Below are 20,128 nucleotides of genomic sequence, written 5' to 3'. Positions count from 1 at the left end.
TGCCCGTAATTACTCCATAGCCTTCACAAAGCTGCGCACAAACTCGGCGTTGTCGATGATGCGTTCATGGTCTGCGTCAATCACTACCGACCGCACCACACACGCCCCGCCAATCACCTTTTCCATGCTGGCTTCGATCAATGCCTTGTGCTGGCCTGCACGACTCATGGCCGCCCACCAGCAACTCACCGGTGCCTTGAGTGGCTTGAAGTCAGCCTGCTCCATGCGTTTGAACAACGTGCGATCGACTTCCCAGGAGACCCGAGCCTCATTACCACCCAGCAACGCTTGCTTGATATCGCAGAAGGTCTCACCCAGAGTCACCTCGGCCCATTCTTCGAAGCGTGCCCATTGCTGGCTCTGATCAGCATCGCCCGCCTGCAGATCGTGCCAGGCAGCCTGGATCACCTCGGCAAACGCGGGGAACATCACGCCGAGTAGCGCCACCCGTCGTTCCATATCAGAAACTTCGCTGTCATCGGTGATGACTGCCGCCTCCCAATAAGGTGCAAGCCAGCGCGGTGGCGAAGCGTCGATCCAGCCGACAAACTCCACTTGCCGCCCCGCTTGCTCCAAGCCATAAGCGACCTCCACCGCCAGGTTGCCACCCAGTGACCAACCGGCCAAACGGAAGGCCCCCTCAGTCTGAGCCTCCAACAACTGTGCAGTGTAGTCCTCAATCATGCCAGCCCAAGAGGGTACTTCGGCGCCCTCCTCGGCCAGTGCACGGCAGATCACCCCCACCACCGGTCGCTGCTCGCGTAGCGCCAGAGCGACAGCCTTGTAACAGTGCACCGAGCCGTAGCTGGGGTGAAACAGGTACAGCGGCGTGCCTTGGGTGCAGCTATTAAGCGGTACCAACAGCGAACGGCGCGTCTTGCCTTCAAGGCAGTCGACCTGCGCGCGTACGGTCGGATTGAGCATCAACTGGCTGACCGAAAGGCTGATACCACTGGCTTTGCGAATCCGCTCCTTGAGCATCAATATGCGCAGCGAGTGACCACCCAACTCGAAGAAGTTGTCGTTCACTCCCACCGACTCCACGCCCAATACATCGCTCCAGATGGCAGCGATTTTGCGTTCCATCTCGCTCTTGGGTGCTTCAAAACGCTGGGTAGATTGCACGTCAGGCTTGGGCAATGCCTTTCGGTCCAATTTGCCATTGGGGCTCAAAGGCATCTGTTCCAATACCAGCCATTGCGCGGGCACCATGTAATCCGGCAGATGAGCTGCCAAGTGCGCACTGAGGGTTTCACGCCAGTCATCGCTCTGTGCCTGCAACACCAGGTAACCCACCAAGTGCTTACCGTCCACCGCCAGCACGGCGGCTTCTCGTACCCAATCATGTTCCAGCAATCGCGCTTCAATCTCACCCAGCTCAATACGCATACCGCGCAGCTTGACCTGATGGTCAATACGCCCAGCGTACTCAATCACTCCATCCCCACGATAGCGGGCCAGGTCGCCGGAGCGGTACAGACGCTCCCCCTGGATGAACGGGTGGGCGATAAACCGTTCGGCAGTCAAGCCTGGCCTGCAGTGATAACCACGCGCCAGGCCCATACCGCCGATGAACAACTCGCCCAGCACCCCCGCTGGCACCGGCTCCAGGTTACTGTCCAGCACATAGCAGCCCAAGTTGCCGATCGGCTTGCCGATTGGCACAGCATCACGCCCTTCGTCCAGACAGGTCCAGTGGGTCACGTCGATAGCGGCCTCGGTCGGACCATATAGGTTGTAAAGGCCGACCTGCGGCAACTTGGCGAACACTTGCTGCTGCGCATCCACCGGCAATGCCTCGCCACTGCACACGACACGCAGCAGGCTGGTGCAGGACGACGCGCCAGTATCCTGCAGGAACGCTTGCAACATAGACGGCACAAAATGCAGGGTAGTGACCTGTTCTCGGTTAATCAGTTCGATCAGCTTGGCCGGGTCACGATGGTCACCCGGCGCCGCGACCACCAGGCGTGCGCCGGTCATCAGTGGCCAGAAGAACTCCCATACCGATACATCAAAACTGAACGGGGTTTTCTGCAACACGGTATCGCTGATGTCCAGGGCATATGCCTCCTGCATCCAACACAGGCGGTTAGTCAATGCACAATGCCGGTTGCCCGCGCCTTTAGGCTGGCCAGTAGAGCCGGACGTGTAGATTACGTAGGCGAGGTTTTCGCCATCAAGCGCAACACCCGGGTTGGCCTCGCTGTAAGCTTCCAACCCGCTTTCACCCAATACCAGGGTTTCCAAGCCGGCTGGTATCGGCAGTTGCTCGCGCAAGTGTGCCTGGGTCAGCAGTAATTTCACGCCGCTGTCATCCAGCATATACGCCAGCCGTTCACGCGGGTATTCCGGGTCCAGTGGTACGTAGGCACCACCGGCCTTAAGCACCGCCAACAGACCGACGACCATCTCAATCGAGCGATCCACGGCTAGGCCAACCAGCACGTCCGGACCCACGCCCGCTTCAATCAAACGATGGGCGAGGCGGTTGGCGCGGCAATTCAATTGGGCGTAACTCAGGCACTGTGCGCCAAATACCAAGGCAGGAGCTTGTGGCGCCAGGGCGACCTGCTGTTCGATCAGTTCGTGCACGCTGCGTTGCAGCGGGTAGTCGCGCGCCGTCGCATTCCAGTCTTCGACGATCAGTTTGCGCTGGGCAACGGGCAACGATGGCAGGTCCGCCAGCCGCTCCACGTGTGCCAGTGTCAACGCCTGCAGCAACTGCTGGAAATGCTCGGCCAGATGGGTAATGTCGCGCTTGTCGAACGAGGCGTGATCGTAATTGAACTCCACGGACAGGCTGTCGCCCATGGCCAGCAATACGGTCAAGGGGTAGTGAGTCTGCTCCAGGCTGTCCATCTCACCAAAACGCAGGCCGGCCGGGGCCCCCTGCTCCAAGGCCTCGGACACCGGGTAATTCTCGAATACCAGGATACTGTCGAACAGCGCTTCGCCCGCCAGGCCAGCCCAGCGCTGAATTTCGAACAGCGGTGTGTGCTCCTGTTCGCGCAGACGCAGGTTCTGCGCCTGTACCTGCTGCAGCCAGGCATCCACGCTCAGTTGTGGGCTGGGCGTCGCTATCACTGGTAGCGTGTTAATGAACAGGCCGATCTGCTGCTCGATGCCCGCTAACCCAGCCGGACGCCCCGCCACCGTAGCACCGAATGCCACGGTGTCGAGACCCGTATGCCGTTGCAGCAACAAGAGCCAGGTGCTCTGCACCAGGGTGTTGAGGGTGACCTTATGGCGCTGGGCAAACGCCTTGAGCTGCTCGGTGGCCGCCCGCTCCAGCGTCAGCCGGTGAATGCCGTTGATCTGGGCTGCGGCCTGCTCGCGCTTCACCACGCGTGACAGTCGCGTTGGTTCTCGCAGACCCGCCAGTTGTGCCTTCCAGAAGGCTTCGCTGGTGAACGGATCCTGGACCTGCAACCAGGCGATGTAGTCGCGGTAACGCCCATTCGGCGCACGCGCCGGCTCACCCGCGTAGTGCTGCATGACCTCACCAAACAACTGCGAGGCACTCCAGCCATCCATCAGAATATGGTGGTTGGTGTAAACAAGATGGTGAGTATCAGGTCCCGTACGCACCACCACAAGGCTCAATAAAGGCGCCTGCTCAAGCACAAAGCCCTCGGCGCGTATGGTTTCGGCCATTGCATCGAGCGCTTCGATGCAGTCAACGCGATGCTGCCAGTCGTGCTCGACCAAAGGCACGTTCACCGACTTATGAACGACTTGCAGCGGCTGCCCGAACTCGGTCTGCCAGAGGAATGCCGTGCGCAAAATAGCGTGGTGCTCCATGGCAACTTGCCAAGCGGCTTGGAACCGTGCGACATCCAGCCCCTGTATGTCGACGCGCATCTGGTTTATGTAGTCGCCGGAACCCTGGCCATACAGGGACTGAAACAGCATGCCCTGTTGCATCGGTGACAGCGGGTAGATGTCCTCGACGCGGCTCAATGGCAGCGATAAGCCGTCCAACTGTGCCTGATTCAAGCCCGCCAGCGGGAAGTCCGATGGCGTAGCGCCAATGTTCTCAGGCTGGCAGCAATGCTCAATCACGGCCTTGAGCTCATCGGCATAGGCATCGGCCAATGACTGGATGATCGCTGGCTCGAACATGTCCTGGCTGAAACTCCAAGTCATGTTCAATTCGCCGCCATACACTTGACCGTTGATTTCCAACCAGTTACCCAAGGATGCCTCGGGGCTTTGATCGGCACCGGCAGCATCACCGGACGGCGCGAACAGCCCTTGCTCTTCGCGGCCCTCAAAGCTGGTGTCGAACTGGCCCAGGTAATTGAAAGTAATGCGCGGCTGTGGCAGACGCGCCATGGCTTCACGCACCGGCGCTTGTCCCAGGTAACGCAAGGCACCGAAGCCGATACCTTTGTCGGGAATCGCGCGCAGTTGCTCCTTGATCCCCTTCAGAGAGCCCGCCAGGGTTTGCTCCGGTGTCAGCTTTACCGGATAGATGCTGGTGAACCAGCCAACGGTGCGAGTCAGGTCGATATCATCGAACAGGTCTTCGCGGCCATGTCCTTCCAGACGGATCAGGGTCGACGCGTGGCCGGTCCACCGCCCGATTACCCGAGCCAGCGCAGTCAGCAACAAGTCGTTGATCTGAGTACGATAGGCCCCCGGTGCATCCTGCAACAGGCGACGGGTATGGGGAACGTCCAGATGAGTGGTCGCGCTGGCCGCATAACGGTTGCTCAAACTGGCATCCGACTTGGCGCCCGGCAAATCCGCTTCGGCACCCTGCAAGCGTGCTTGCCACCCCTCCAGCTCCAGGCGCAGCGCTTCACCTTGGGCGTACTGCTGCAGGCGCTGGGCCCAGTCGCGAGTAGAACTGGTCTTGGCCGGCAATACTACGGCCGCGCCACGGGTGAGCTGACGGTAGGCGGTCTGCAGGTCTTCAAGCAGAACCCGCCACGACACGCCATCTACCACCAGGTGATGGATCACCAACAGCAAACGCTGGGAACCGTCGTTCAATTGCGCCAGCACCGCGCGCATCAAAGGACCGTGGCTGAGGTTCAGGCTGCGCTGCGCCTCTTCACCCAATGCTGTGAGTCCATCAATGTCATGCAGCCTGCTTTGCCACAGCACGACATCGGCCTGATGCTGCTCGGCACCGCGATAGACGCTCTGCCAGCCGTGCGTACCTGAGTGGAACTGCGAACGCAGAGCATCGTGGTGCACGATCAACGCCTGCAACGCCTGAATAAGGGTTGCCGGGTCGAGGCGCTCATGGGGCTGCAACACCACCGATTGATTCCAGTGATGACGCTCGGCAATCTCATCGGCAAAGAACGCTTGCTGGATCGGTAACAGCATTGCCTCGCCACTCAAAGCAGCCTGGCTGATGCTCGGCCCTTCGACACCCTGTCGCGCAACACCGGCCAGGCTTTGTACGGTCTGGTGCAGGAACACGTCCTTTGGTGTAAACCGAATACCGGCTTGCCGCGCCCGGCTGACCACTTGAATAGAAATGATCGAATCACCGCCCAACTCGAAGAAGTTGTCATTCAAACCCACTTGCGGTAGGCGAAGCACGTCGGCCCAGATCGCCGCGAGCTGGTGCTCCAACTCGCTCTGCGGTGCCACATAGGCTTGCTGCAACAAGCTGGCGTCAGGTTGTGGCAACCCTTTGCGGTCCAGTTTTCCGTTGGGGGTAAGCGGCATGTCGGCCAGGAACATGAAGTAGGTTGGCACCATGTAGTCTGGCAATCGGGTTTTCAAGGCGCGGCGCAGGTTGTCCCGCAACTCGGCTTCATTGGCCAGGCTGGCGCCGGCCGGCACCACATAGGCCACCAACTGTTTACCAGTCGGCCCGTCCTGAGCCACCACCACGGTTTCACCCACATTGTCCTGTTCACGCAGACGCGCTTCGATTTCCCCCAGTTCGATACGGAAACCCCGGACCTTCACCTGATGGTCCACACGCCCCAGGTAATCCACCACGCCATCCGGACGCCCACGGGTCAGGTCGCCGCTGCGATACACCCGGCTGCCGGGCTTGCCGAACGGGTCTGGCACGAAACGCTCGGCAGTCAGTGCCGGGCGCTCCAGATAACCCCGCGCCACGCCCTCGCCGCCCAGGTACAACTCGCCGGCCACGCCGATAGGTTGCAGGTTCAGCTGCGCGTCCAATACATAACCGCTGCGGTTACCCAACAAGGTGCCGATGGGCGCGTAGACGGCTCCGCAAGGGTCGCCCTTGCGTGCCTTCCACAGCAGCGGCGTGACCACGGTTTCGGTCGGGCCGTAGCCGTTGAACAGGTATTTGGGTTTCAGCGCGCGCCACGCCAGGTCATAGCTGGCTTGAGCAACGGCATCACCACCGAAGCAGTACACCCGCACTGCCGGCGGGTTGCCGTCGCGCTCGGCATGTTCGGCCAACTGTTGCAGGTACACCGGTGGGAACACCGCCATGGTCACGTTATGGCGGTGCATCTGCTCATAGGTGTATTCCGGCAGCCATAGGCTGTCATCACGGATCAACACGCTGGCGCCGTTGATCAGCGGGTGCATCCAGCCTTCGTGGGAGCCGTCGAAAGCGAACGACATGAAGTGCAGCTCGCAATCGGCCGGCGAAGTTTCATAGCGCTCGCCAGTGGCGATGATATGCGCCACCAACGGCCCATGTGACACCGCCACGCCCTTGGGCAAACCGGTGGAACCGGAGGTGTAAATCACGTAGGCGAGGTTGTCGCCGTCCAGCACCACATCCGGTGCCGTATCGCTGTAACCGGCCCATTCTTCGGTGCGATCAAGCGCCAGGGTATCCAGGCCCTCGGGGACCGGCAGTTGCTGCAACGCCCGGCTGTGAGTCAGCAGCAGTTGCGCACGGCTGTCTTGCATCATGTACAGCAGGCGATCACGTGGGTATTCGATATCCAGCGGCACATACACGCCACCGGCTTTCATCACCGCCAGGAACGCTACCATGCTCTCGGCACTGCGCGGCATGGCAATAGCCACCCGCACTTCCGGGCCAACACCACGAGCGATCAAGGCATGGGCCAGGCAGTTGGCCTGGCGATCCAGCTCGCCGTAACTCAGGGTTTGAGCATCGAATTTCACCGCCACCGCGTCCGGGGTTTCCCGGGCGCGATCACCGACCAATTCGTGCACCAGGCGCTCGGCTGAAAAACCGGCATCGGTCTGGTTCCACAGTTCAAGGATCTGTTGTTGTTCGTCCTGGCCCAGTAGATTCAGTTGACTGATGGACTGCTGTTGGTCAGCAACCATAGCCTGCAACAGGTTCTGCCAGTGCACAGCCATGCGCTCGATGGTCGCCGGGGCAAACAGATCAGTGGCATATCCCAACGAGGCACTCAGCCCCTCGCCCCAGTCGTGAACGTCCAAATCCAGGTCGAAATGTGCGGTATGACTGTTCCAGGCCAGCCCTTCGACATGCAGTTCGCTCGACGCTTGCTGCGTGAAGCGCTGACGGCTGGCGGCCTGGAAGTTGAACATTACTTGGAACAATGGGTTCAGGCTCAGGCTGCGCTCCGGCTGCAGCGCCTCCACCAATTGTTCGAACGGCAGGTCCTGATGGGCCTGTGCGTCCAGTGCCCGCTGCCGGACCTGACGCAGCAACTGGGTAACGCTCGTTTGCCCATCGATATCGGCCTTGAGCACTTGGGTGTTGACGAAGAAGCCTATAAGCCGCTCGGTTTCAGCGCGGTTGCGGTTGGCGATCGGCACGCCGACGCGGATGTCTTGCTGGCCACTGTAGCGATGCAGCAACGTTTGGAACGAAGCGAGCAGCAACATGAACAGCGTCACGCCTTCGCGCTGAGCCAAGGTGTTCAGATCAGCAACCAACGTGGTCGGCAATTCTATAAGCAAACGCGCGCCGCGATGGCTTTGCTCCGCAGGACGCAGGAAGTCGAACGGCAGTTCGAGCACAGGTTGCTCACCGCTCAGCAGGTCGCGCCAGTAGTCGAGTTGACGCGCTTTCTCGCCAGCCTCCATCCAATCACGTTGCCATACGGCGTAATCGGCGTATTGGATCGGCAACGCAGGCAGTTGCAGATCCCGGCCCTGGCTGAACGCGCTGTACAGCTGCACCAGTTCCTCGACCATGACTTGCATCGACCACCCATCGGAGACGATATGGTGCTGCACCAACACCAGTACATGGTCATCCGCGGCGAGGCGCAGCAAATCAACACGCAGCAGCGGTTCATGCTCCAGGTTGAACGTACGGGCAATCTTCGCTTCCACAGTGGCTTGGAGGTCCGCCTCCAGCACGTCGCTGCGGGTGATTGCAACAGGCGCAGGCTCACCTACAACTTGTACAGTTCCGTGGTTTTCCTGGCGCACCAGCGTACGTAAGCTCTCATGACGTGCCACCAGGCGATCAAAGCTGTGTTGCAAGGCGGTTTGATCCAGCGGGCCCTTCAGGCGCAGAACGCTGGGTACGTGGTAAGCGGCACTGTCTGGGTCCAGTTGCCAGAGAAACCATTGGCGTTCCTGGGCATACGACAACGGCAAACCTCGGTCACGCGCCACGGGAACCAAAGCTGGCGCTTTCGCACCTTTAGTGTCTTCAAGCGCCAGCAACGCCTCGACAAATCCTTGCAAGCGTGGCTGCTCAAATAGCACCTTGAGCGGCACTTCCAATCCCAGCGTCTGGCGTAACCGTGAGGCTACCTGCATGGCCAGCAGCGAATGCCCGCCCAGCTCGAAAAAGTGATCGGTAAGGCCGACCCGCTCCACACCCAGGATATCGGCCCAGATCGACGCCACTTGGCGTTCGAGATCACTGACCGGCGCCACCCAGGTTTGCAATGAAAGACTGGCGTCGGGTTTTGGCAATGCCTGGCGATCCAGCTTGCCGTTGGGGTTCAGCGGCAGGTGTTCAAGGAACATCAGGTGAGCCGGCACCATATAGTCCGGCAGTTGCTCGCGCAGCATTGCTTTGAGTGCTTCGCCCAACGCGTCGTTGTCCGATTGCTCGGCCACCAGATAAGCGAGCAACTGGTTGTCCGCCGCCATCACCACAGCTTCGCGGACGCTGGCCTGGGCCAGCAACAAGGCTTCGATTTCTCCCAGCTCGATACGGAAACCGCGGATCTTCACCTGATGATCGACCCGCCCGACGTATTCGATCACACCGTCGGCACGGTAGCGCGCCAAGTCGCCGGTGCGGTATAGCCGCCCACCGTGACCGCTGAACGGGTCGGCGACAAAGCGTTCGGCCGTCAGCAGCGGACGGTTCAGATAGGCACGCGCCAAGCCGCAGGCGCTGCCGATATACAACTCACCCACGGCGCCCAGAGGTGCAAGGTTGAGGTCGCGGTCCAGCACATACAGAGCGCGCCCTGGCAGAGAGCGTCCAATCGGGCTGGCGGTGGCGCCTATCAACTCATCGCCCGAGGTGCAGTCCAGGACACTGGAAACCACCGTGGCCTCCGTCGGCCCGTAGGTGTTGAGCAGACGCACATGACCTAGCCCTGCCCGCAACCATTGCGCGGGACCGTCCAGCGGCATGGCTTCGCCACCGATATGCACTTGCCTCAGGGCACCATAGCTACGTGGCCCTGCCGCCAGACAGTCGAGCAGAAACAGGTTCCAGTAAGCGGTCGGCAAGTCGGCCAGGGTAATGCTCTGCTCCAGGATTTCGCTGTACAGCCGCCCGCTGTCCCAGAGTTCCGGCCCGCGCAGAACCACGGCGGCGCCATGGGTCAGCGCCGGGTACAACTGTTCAACGAAACCATCGAAGTTCAGAGTTGCGAACTGCAGTACGCGGTCATCGGGGGTCAGCTTCGAATAGTCGGCGGCTATAGCCGCGAACTCGTTCAAGGCGCCATGGTCGATTGCCACACCCTTGGGTTTGCCGGTCGAGCCGGAGGTGTAAATCACATAGGCCAGATTGTCCGGGTGGACGGTTACGTCGAGGTTGCTCTCGGCGTACGACTCCAGTGAGGACGTGTCAATCGCCAAGACTGCCACCCCCTCGGGCAGCGCCATGGGTACATGGGACTGAGTCAGCACCAGGCGCACGCCGCTGTCGTCGAGCATATGAGCCAGGCGTTCGCGCGGGTATTGCGGATCGAGCGGCACATAGGCGCCACCCGCCTTTAGGACCGCCAGCAGGCTGACCACCATGGCAAAGGATCGCTCTACCGCGACACCCACCAGCACTTCCGGCCCAACGCCTTGGGCTACCAGGCAGCGAGCCAGGCGATTGGCTTGCCGATTGAGCGCGTCATAGCTCAGCGACTCGCGGTTGAGCACCAGCGCGGTGGCTTGCGGACGTTGCAGTACCTGAGCTTCGAACAGCCGATAAACGCCGGCATGCCATTGCGCTGCCGGGCTGCTGGTGTTCCAGGCGTGTAGCAGCGTGTGCTGTTCTTGGGGCGCCAGTAGCGGCAGGCGCGCAATCTGCTGGCTAGGCGTTTTCACAACCGCTTGTAATACACCAAGCCAGTGCTGGGCCATGCGTTCGATGGTGAGTGCGTCGAACAGGTCCGTCGCATAAGTCAGCGACGCCCAGAGCCCATCGGCGGACGCCTGGGTATCCAGGCTCAAGTCAAAGTGTGCGGTGTGGCTGTCCCACGCCAGGCCCTCGACCTGTAAACCTGGAACCGACTGCATGCCTGGCTCGCCGCGTGCGTCGGTCTGGTGATTGAACATCACTTGGAACAACGGGCTATGGCTCAGACTGCGTTCGGGCTGCAACGCCTCCACCAATTGCTCGAACGGCAGGTCCTGATGTGCCTGCGCATCAAGAGCCGCATGCTTGACCTGCTGCAATAACTCAACAAAGGACAACTCGCCGCTGATATCGGCCTTGAGCACCTGGGTATTGACGAAGAAACCGATCAGGCGCTCGGTCTCGACCCGATTGCGGTTGGCAATCGGCACGCCGACGCGGATATCCGATTGGCCGCTGTAGCGATACAACAAGGTTTGGAAAGACGCCAGCAACAACATGAACAGGGTCACGCCCTGGCTCTGGGCCAACGCCTGCAGCTCATTTGCCAGTGCTGTATCGAACGCCAGGTCCAGACGTGCGCCGCGATGGCTTTGCACCGCCGGGCGCGGATGATCCAGTGGCAATTCCAATACCGGCTGCTCACCGGCCAGGCGCTCGCGCCAATAGATCAATTGTCGCGCCTGCTCGCCCGCCTCCATCCAGCCACGCTGCCACACCGCATAATCAGCATACTGCACAGGCAGCGCTGGCAACCGAAGCTCCAGGCCCTGACTGAATGCCCCGTAACTTTGCACCAACTCTTCGACCATCACCTCCATCGACCAGGCGTCGGAAATGATGTGATGCTGCACCAACACCAGCACATGGTCATCCACAGCCAGGCGCAACAACTTAACCCGCAGCAACGGGCCTTTGCACAAGTCAAACGGCCGGGCAATTTCTGCTTCGACCAGGGCCTTTAAGGCTACCGGCTCATCACTGTGCAAGCTCTCGCGGTCGATCAGCAGCGCAGACGGAGGAGCGATCCGCTGTACCGTTCGCTCGCCATCGAGCGCAAACACGGTACGCAGGGACTCATGACGCTCAAGCAAGCCATCAAAGCTGCGCTGCAAAGCCTCGTCATCCAGCGCACCCCGCAAGCGCAGGGCCGCTGGAATGTGGTAGGCCGCACTCTGAGGTTCCAGTTGCCAGAGGAACCACTGCCGCTCCTGGGCATAGGACAGAGCCAGGGGCTGATCACGCCCTAAACGAATAATTGGAGGTGAGTCCAGCGCGCCCGTTGACAGCGCCTGTACAAAACGCCCCAGCACCGGCTGCTCGAACAGCGCTTTCAAAGGCACTTCAATACCCAGCGCCTGGCGTACCCGAGACACCACCCGTGTGGCCAGCAGGGAATGCCCGCCGACTTCAAAAAAGTGGTCTTCCAACCCCACCTGTGCCAACCCCAGAACCTCAGCCCAGATCGCGGCGACCTGACACTCCCGCGCGGTGATCGGTGGCACAAAGCGCTTTTGCAGGGCCGCAGCGTCGGGCTTAGGCAGCGCTTTACGGTCCAGTTTTCCGTTGGGTGTCAAAGGCATCCGCTGCAGAGAGACCAGATAGGCCGGCACCATGTAGTCCGGCAACTGTTCACGCAGGGCGGCCTTGAGCTGTTCGCGAAGGCTGGCCTGCTGCTCCTCCGGCACCGGCTGATGGGCGATCACATAAGCCAGCAATTGGTCATGCTCGGCCACCACCACGGCTTCGCGCACGGCGGGTTGCTCACGCAGGCACGCCTCAATTTCCCCCAGTTCGATACGAAACCCGCGCACCTTGACTTGATGGTCGACGCGGCCGATGTACTCGACCACGCCCTCCTCGCGATAACGCGCCAGGTCGCCCGTGCGATACAACCGTTGGCCGTTGCACGCGAAGGGATCGGGCACAAAGCGCTCGGCGGTCAGCGCCGCCCGCCCGTGATATCCACGGGCCAGGCCAACACCGCCGATCAGCAGTTCGCCGCTGACCCCGACCGGGCATGGCGCGAGCTGGGCATTGAGTATAAACAGTGACGTGTTGGCAATCGGACGACCGACAAAAGGCAGCGGCTCAACCAAGGGGTGGGCCGCCGACCAGATGGTGGTTTCGGTCGGACCATACAGGTTCCACACCGCACCCTGCTGGGCCAGCATGCGCTCAGCCAGATCCGCCGGCAGCGCCTCGCCGCCGCACAGGCACTGGACCCCATGCAATAAGGCGCGGCGCTCGCTGTCCAGCAACATGCGCCATGTCGAGGGGGTGGCCTGCACCACATTGATGGAGTGCGCATGCAACAGGCTCAGGATTGCTTCCGGATCCTGGGCCACGTCTTTATCCGCCACAACCACCGTCGCGCCCACCGACAGCGGAACGTAGAGTTCAAGCGCGAAAATGTCGAAAGAGAACGTCGTCAGCGACAGCAGCCGCGCCGTCGCGTCGATGCTTAAGGTCTGCGCCATGCCTTGGGTGAAACTGTCCAGTGCGCCATGGCGCACCATCACACCCTTGGGCTTGCCGGTAGAACCGGAGGTGTAGATCACATACGCCAAGTGCTCGTCGATCAGCTCGACATCGGGATTATCACTGCTGTAGTGGGCGTCCTCGTGCTCACCCATAAACAGCACCTGCTGATCTGCCGCCAGGGGCAGACGCTCATGCAAGTTACCAGCGGTCAGCAGCACATGTGCACGGCTGTCTTCGAGCATAAACGCCAGTCGATCGGCCGGAAACTGCGGGTCCAACGGCACATAGGCACCTCCCGCCTTGAGCGTCGCCAGCAAGGCCAGCACCATGTCCACCGAACGGTCCAGGGCGACAGCCACCAAGCTGTCCGGGCCGACACCTGCTGCGCGCAAACGATGGGCCAGGCGATTGGCGCGCTGGTTCAGTTCTGCATAGCTCAGCGCCTGACCATTGCATACCAACGCCGTCGCCTGCGGACAGGCAAGCGCCTGTGTTTCCAGCAAGCGATGCACGCCCACATTCTGAGGAGGTGCCTGATACGTCTGATTCCAGTCGCGCATCAACTGCTGCCACTGCGTATCGTCTAGCAACGGCAGCTCACCGACCCGGCGATTGCAGTCCTGAACCACCTGGTGCAACAAACGGTGCCAGTGCGCGAGGAAATGCTCAAGGCCCGGCGCGTCGAACAAGTCGGTGGCATAGGTCAGTGAGGCCTGGATACCGTCAGCCGACTCTTGGGTATCGAGGTTAAGGTCAAACTGAGATGTCTTGCTTTCCCATTCCAATCCCTGCACGTGCAGCCCTGTAACGCTGCCGCCGCCACCCTGGGTGTCGGTCTGGTGGTTGAACATCACTTGGAACAGTGGGTTGTAGCTCAGGCTACGCTCCGGCTGTAGCGCTTCTACCAATTGTTCGAACGGCAAGTCTTGATGGGCCTGGGCTTCCACCGCGCGCTGGCGGGTTTGTTGCAGCAATTGGCGAAAAGTCATCTGGCCGTCAATGTCGGCCTTGAGGATCTGGGTGTTGACGAAAAAACCGATCAAACGTTCGGTTTCGACCCGGTTACGGTTGGCCACCGGCACGCCGATGCGGATATCACCCTGACCGCTGTAGCGATGCAGCACGGCCTGGAACGACGCCAGCAGCAGCATGAAGATCGTTACGCCCTCGCGCTGTGCCAGGGCCTTGAGGCCCGTCACCAGTGACGCTTCGAGTGCCAGGTCGAGCCGCGCGCCCCGGTAGCTTTGCACTGCGGGCCGTGGCCGGTCCATCGGCATCTCGAGTATCGGTTGCTCGCTGCCGAGCATCCCGGTCCAGTAACCCAGTTGGCGCTCGCGCTCCCCCGCCTCCATCCAACTGCGCTGCCACAGCGCGTAGTCGGCGTATTGGATCGGCAAGTCCGGTAACTGCAAGTCTCGGCCCTGTACATTGGCGGCATACAGTTGCACCAGTTCGTCGACCATTACCTGCATCGACCAGCCATCGGAGACGATGTGATGCTGCACCAGCACCAGCACATGCTCCTGGGGCGCCAGGCGCAGCAACTTGACCCGCAACAACGGGCCTTGCTGCAAATCGAAGGGCTGGGCAATCTCAGCTTCTACCAAGCCTTTGAGGTCAGACTCCCGGGCGTCGACCAACGCAATGTCCACCTGCACCTGTTCGACAATGATTTGCAGGGCACTGTCACCGTCCTCCTGCAAGTGCGTGCGCAGGCTTTCATGGCGCGCCACCAGCGTGTCGAAGCTGCGTTGCAATGCCGACACATCCAGGTGGCCGCTCAGGCGCAATGCTCTAGGCACTTGATAGGCAGTGCTCTGCGGCTCCAACTGCCACAAAAACCACTGCCGCTCCTGGGCGTAAGAGAGTCGAAGTGGCTCGCCTTCCTGGCGCTTGAAAACCGGGGCGATCTCAAACAGGTTGATACCTTGCTGCTTGAGCATGACCGCCAACGCTTTCTTTTGCTGCGCCGAAAGTGAACCTACCGACTCGATTAATGCTTGCACGCCACGCCCCTCAGGAAATCAATTTATCCAAATCTTCTGCTGATAGACGTTTGAGGGCCTCCAAGGATTTAGCCAATGCGTCCTGCACGGGCGAATTATTTGTTTGCTGGGCCATGACGTAGGCACTGAACTCGGCCAGGCTCGGGGTGGTGAAGATCGACTTGACGTCGAATTCGGCATGCAATTGCTCACGCAGGCGCACCACCACCTGGGTGGCTAACAGGGAGTGTCCGCCCAGTTCAAAGAAGTTATCGTTCATGCCCACACGCTCGACTTCCAGTACTTGGGCCCAGATCGCCGCAATCTGTTGCTCCAGCTCACTGCTCGGCGCCACATACTCACGGGCTTGCACATGGGCATTGGCTTTGGGCAGCGCCTTGCGGTCCAGCTTGCCGTTGGGGCTCAGGGGCATCTGTTCCAGCAGCACCCATTGGGCCGGGACCATGTAGTCCGGCAAGTACTGGGCCAAGTGAGCGCTGAGCCGATCACGCCAGTCATCGGCTGCGTCTTGTAGCACCACGTAGCCCACCAGATATTTGCCGTCCACCGCCAGCACAGCGGCTTCACGCACCAGGGCATGCTCCAGCAGACGCGCTTCGATTTCACCCAGCTCAATGCGCAAGCCACGCAGCTTGACCTGATGGTCGATACGCCCGGCATATTCAATCACCCCGTCTGCGCGATAACGTGCCAGGTCGCCGGTGCGGTACAAGCGCTCGCCTTTGACGAACGGATGCGCAATGAAACGTTCGGCGGTCAACGCCGGGCGGCGGTGATAACCACGGGCCAGGCCGATGCCACCCAAGTAGAGCTCACCGAGCACACCCACCGGCACCGGCTCGAAGTTGCTGTCGAGGATGTAGCAGCCAAGGTTGGCAATCGGGCGGCCGATCGGCACCGCGTCGCGCCCCTCATCGACGCAAGTCCAATGGGTCACATCGATGGCCGCTTCAGTCGGACCGTAGAGGTTGTAGAGCGCGGCTTGGGGCAGTTTGGCAAACACTTGGTGCTGGGCATCCGCCGGCAGCGCCTCGCCACTGCACACGATGCGTTGCAGGCTTTGGCACGAGGAGACGGCCGGGTCTTGCAGGAAGGCCTGCAACATCGACGGAACGAAATGCAGCGTTGTGACGTTCTGCTGGTTGATCAGGCTCACCAACTTGGCCGGATCACGATGATCACCCGGCGCAGCCACCACCAGACGCGCGCCGGTCATCAGCGGCCAGAAGAACTCCCACACCGACACGTCGAAACTGAATGGCGTCTTTTGCAGCACGCTATCGCTGGCCTCAAGCCCGTAGGCCTCCTGCATCCACTGCAAGCGGTTGAGCAATGCCGAGTGCCGGTTGCCGGCGCCTTTGGGTTGACCGGTGGAACCCGAGGTGTAGATCACGTAGGCGAGGTTTTCGCCGTCCAGCATCACGCCTGGATTTTCTTCGCTATACCCCTCGAAAGTTGACTCACCCAACATCAGGGTTTCCAGGCCCTGGGGCACCGGCAACGGCAGGTGCGCCTGGGTCAGCAGCAGCTTCACGCCACTGTCTTCGAGCATGTAGGCCAGGCGCTCAGGCGGGTATTCAGGGTCCAGCGGCACGTAAGCGCCACCGGCCTTGAGCACGGCCAACAGGCCAACAACCATTTCGATGGAGCGCTCCACCGCCAACCCGACCAGCACGTCCGGGCCCACGCCGGCTTCGATCAGGCGATGAGCCAGGCGGTTGGCGCGGCGATTCAGTTCGGCGTAGCTCAAGAGCTGCCCGGCAAAGATCAGGGCTGGCGCATCCGGTTGTGCCAGCACCCGGGCTTCAATCAATTGATGCACCCATTGACCTTGCGGGTAAGCACGCTCGGTGGCATTCCACTCACAGACCCGTTGTTGGCGCTCCGAGGCAGCCAGCATCGACAAATCCTGCAAAGCCAACGTCGGATCGGCAACTGCCGAACGCAGCAAGCTCAGCCAATGCCCGATCATGCGCGAAGCAGTGACAGCACTGAACAGATCAGTGGCATAAGTGAGGGAAGCCCACAGGCCATCATCGGTTTCTTGGGTGTCCAGGCTCAGGTCGAACTGGGCGCTCTGGGTGTCCCACTCTAGATTGGCAATACGCAGCCCCGGCAGTTGCTGAGCGCTTGCATGGGCCTTGGCCTGATGGTTGAACATCACCTGGAACAGCGGATTATGGCTCAGGCTGCGCTCGGGCTGCAGCGCTTCTACCAACTGTTCGAAGGGCAAGTCCTGATGGGCCTGGGCTTGCAGCGCGCGTTGCTTGGTGTGCTGCAGCAGCTGTGCGAAGGACATCTGGCCGTCGAGATCGGCCTTGAGCACCTGAGTATTGACGAAAAAGCCAATCAGAGACTCGGTCTCGACGCGGTTACGGTTAGCAATCGGCACGCCGACGCGGATGTCCTGTTGGCCGCTGTAGCGGTAAAGAAATACCTGGAACGAGGCGAGCAACAACATGAACAGGGTCACGCCCTCGCGCTGAGCCAAGGCCTTCAGGCCGGCAACCAGCGACGGCTCCAGCGCTATGTCTTGGCGTGCACCGCGAAAACTCTGCTGGGCCGGGCGCGTGTTATCGAACGGCAGCTCCAGTACGGACTGTGCCCCGCTGAGCAGCTCACACCAGTACTTCAATTGACGCGCCTTCTCCCCTGCCTCCATCCAACGACGTTGCCACAGCGCATAGTCCGCGTATTGAATCGGCAGCGGCGCCAGCACGCAGTCCTGACCCTGGCTGTAGGCAGCGTAAAGCTGCATCAACTCCCGCACCATCACGCCCATGGACCAGCCGTCAGAGACGATATGGTGCTGCACCATCACCAGTACATGTTCACCTTCACCGAGGCAAAGCAGGCTGACCCGCAGCAACGGACCTTGCTGCAGGTCAAACGGGCGGGCGATCTGCGCTTCGACGCAGGCCTTGAGCTGGGCTTCGTCAATTTCGCTTTCAGCGATGTCGACAACTGCATGGTGCAGTACCTCCTGAGAGCGTTGTTCATCACTCAGGTGAAGGCGAGTACGCAAACTTTCATGGCGTGCGACCAAACTGTCAAAGCAGCGTTGCAGGGCTGTCTTGTCCAAGTGGCCGCTCAGACGCAGTGCAGCGGGTACGTGATAGGCGGCGCTGTCGGGGTCCAACTGCCAGAGAAACCACTGACGCTCCTGGGCGTAGGACAGCGGCAGGTGTTGGCCGTCTTCGCGAATCGAGGCGATCGGCAGTTGAGCGAAACTCATGCCCCGGCTTTGCAAGCGCTGGTAAAACTGCTGGCGCTGCTCCAGAGGCAAGCGAAGAAAGCGCGACACCAGGTCGATATTAGGGTTGGAAAGCATGGTTCAAATCGCCTCTAGTTCGCTCAAAAAGTCACGAAGGTCATCAAAATCTTCCACGCTGCCGGCGCGGAAAGTGGCTGCGGCCTGCACGTAGGCGCGCAGCGATTCGGTCTGGAACAGTTCCATCAACGGTACGTCCAGGCCGAGCTCGGCCTGCACCCGCGAGGTAATCTGGATCGCCAGCAAGGAGTGGCCACCGACATCAAAGAAGTTGTCGTTCAGGCCCACTTGCGGCAGGTGCAGGATGTCGGCCCAGATCGTGGCGATCTGCTGCTCAAGCTCGGTTTGCGGGGCCAGGTACTGCTGCTGCATCTGGCTCGCATCCGGCAGCGGCAGGCCCTTGCGGTCGAGCTTGCCGTTGGGGGTCAGCGGCATCTGCGCCAGGAATACGAAGTGGCTGGGCACCATGTAGTCCGGCAGGTCGGCTTTCAGGGCGCGACGCAGGGCGTCACGGAACTCAACCTGGTCGGCCAGGCTGGCGTCGGCCGGTACCACATAGGCCACCAGTTGTTTACCGGTCGGCCCCTCCTGGGCCACCACCACGGTTTCACCGACACTGGCTTGCTCACGCAAGCGCGCTTCGATCTCGCCCAGTTCGATACGGAAGCCTCGGATCTTCACCTGATGGTCGACACGCCCCAGGTAATCCACTACGCCATCCGGGCGCCCACGGGTCAGGTCGCCACTGCGATACACGCGGCTGCCGGGCTTGCCGAACGGGTCTGGCACGAAACGCTCGGCAGTCAGTGCCGGGCGCTCCAGATAACCCCGCGCCACGCCCTCGCCGCCCAGGTACAACTCGCCGGCCACGCCGATGGGTTGCAGGTTTAGTTGCGCGTCCAATACATAACCGCTGCGGTTGCCCAGCAAGGTGCCGATGGGCGCGTAGACGGCGCCGCAGGGGTCGCCTTTACGAGCCTTCCACAACAGCGGTGTGACCACGGTTTCGGTCGGGCCGTAGCCGTTGAACAGGTATTTGGGCTTCAGCGCGCGCCACGCTAGGTCATAGCTGGCCTGGGCCACCGCATCACCACCGAAGCAGTACACCCGCACCGGCGGTGGGTTGCCGTCGCGCTCGGCATGTTCAGCCAACTGTTGCAGGTACACCGGTGGGAACACCGCCATGGTCACGTTGTGGCGATGCATCTGCTCGTAGGTGTATTCCGGCAGCCATAGGCTGTCATCACGGATCAACACGCTGGCGCCGTTGATCAGTGGGTGCATCCAGCCTTCGTGGGAACCGTCGAAGGCGAAGGACATGAAGTGCAGTTCGCAATCGGCCGGTGAGGTCTCATAACGCTCGCCAGTGGCGATGATATGCGCCACCAACGGCCCATGTGACACCGCCACGCCCTTGGGCAAACCGGTGGAACCGGAGGTGTAAATCACGTAGGCGAGGTTGTCGCCGTCCAGCACCACATCCGGTGCCGTATCGCTGTAACCGGCCCATTCTTCGGTGCGATCAAGCGCCAGGGTATCCAGGCCCTCGGGGACCGGCAGTTGCTGCAACGCCCGGCTGTGAGTCAGCAGCAGTTGCGCACGGCTGTCTTGCATCATGTACAGCAGGCGATCACGTGGGTATTCGATATCCAGCGGCACATACACGCCACCGGCTTTCATCACCGCCAGGAACGCTACCATGCTCTCGGCACTGCGCGGCATGGCAATAGCCACCCGCACTTCCGGGCCAACACCACGAGCGATCAAGGCATGGGCCAGGCAGTTGGCCTGGCGATCCAGCTCGCCGTAACTCAGGGTTTGAGCATCGAATTTCACCGCCACCGCGTCCGGGGTTTCCCGGGCGCGATCACCGACCAATTCGTGCACCAGGCGCTCGGCTGAAAAACCGGC

The 20,128-nt window shown here is 61.1% G+C and carries 3 protein-coding genes; all 3 read right to left on the bottom strand.

Annotated features, from left to right (window positions below):
- Positions 1-9 precede the first annotated feature (9 nt).
- Positions 10-14,946, bottom strand: coding sequence for a non-ribosomal peptide synthase/polyketide synthase (locus MF6394_RS18735; protein WP_238597304.1), 14,937 nt, complete (start codon positions 14,944-14,946; stop codon positions 10-12).
- Between the two features lie 10 nt (positions 14,947-14,956).
- Positions 14,957-18,277 carry a non-ribosomal peptide synthetase gene (locus MF6394_RS18730; protein ID WP_078467257.1) on the bottom strand — a complete coding sequence of 1,107 codons (3,321 nt, stop codon included), beginning with the start codon at positions 18,275-18,277 and terminating at the stop codon, positions 14,957-14,959.
- Between the two features lie 3 nt (positions 18,278-18,280).
- Positions 18,281-20,128, bottom strand: a 1,848-nt coding sequence (locus MF6394_RS18725) for an amino acid adenylation domain-containing protein (RefSeq protein WP_153046020.1), incomplete at its 5' end; no start/stop codon positions are given.

This window comes from Pseudomonas sp. MF6394 (genome assembly GCF_002018845.1).
GTDB classification, from domain to species: domain Bacteria; phylum Pseudomonadota; class Gammaproteobacteria; order Pseudomonadales; family Pseudomonadaceae; genus Aquipseudomonas; species Aquipseudomonas lactis.
Note: the sequence above shows the minus strand (reverse complement) of the source record. Positions and strands in the feature narration are given on the sequence as shown.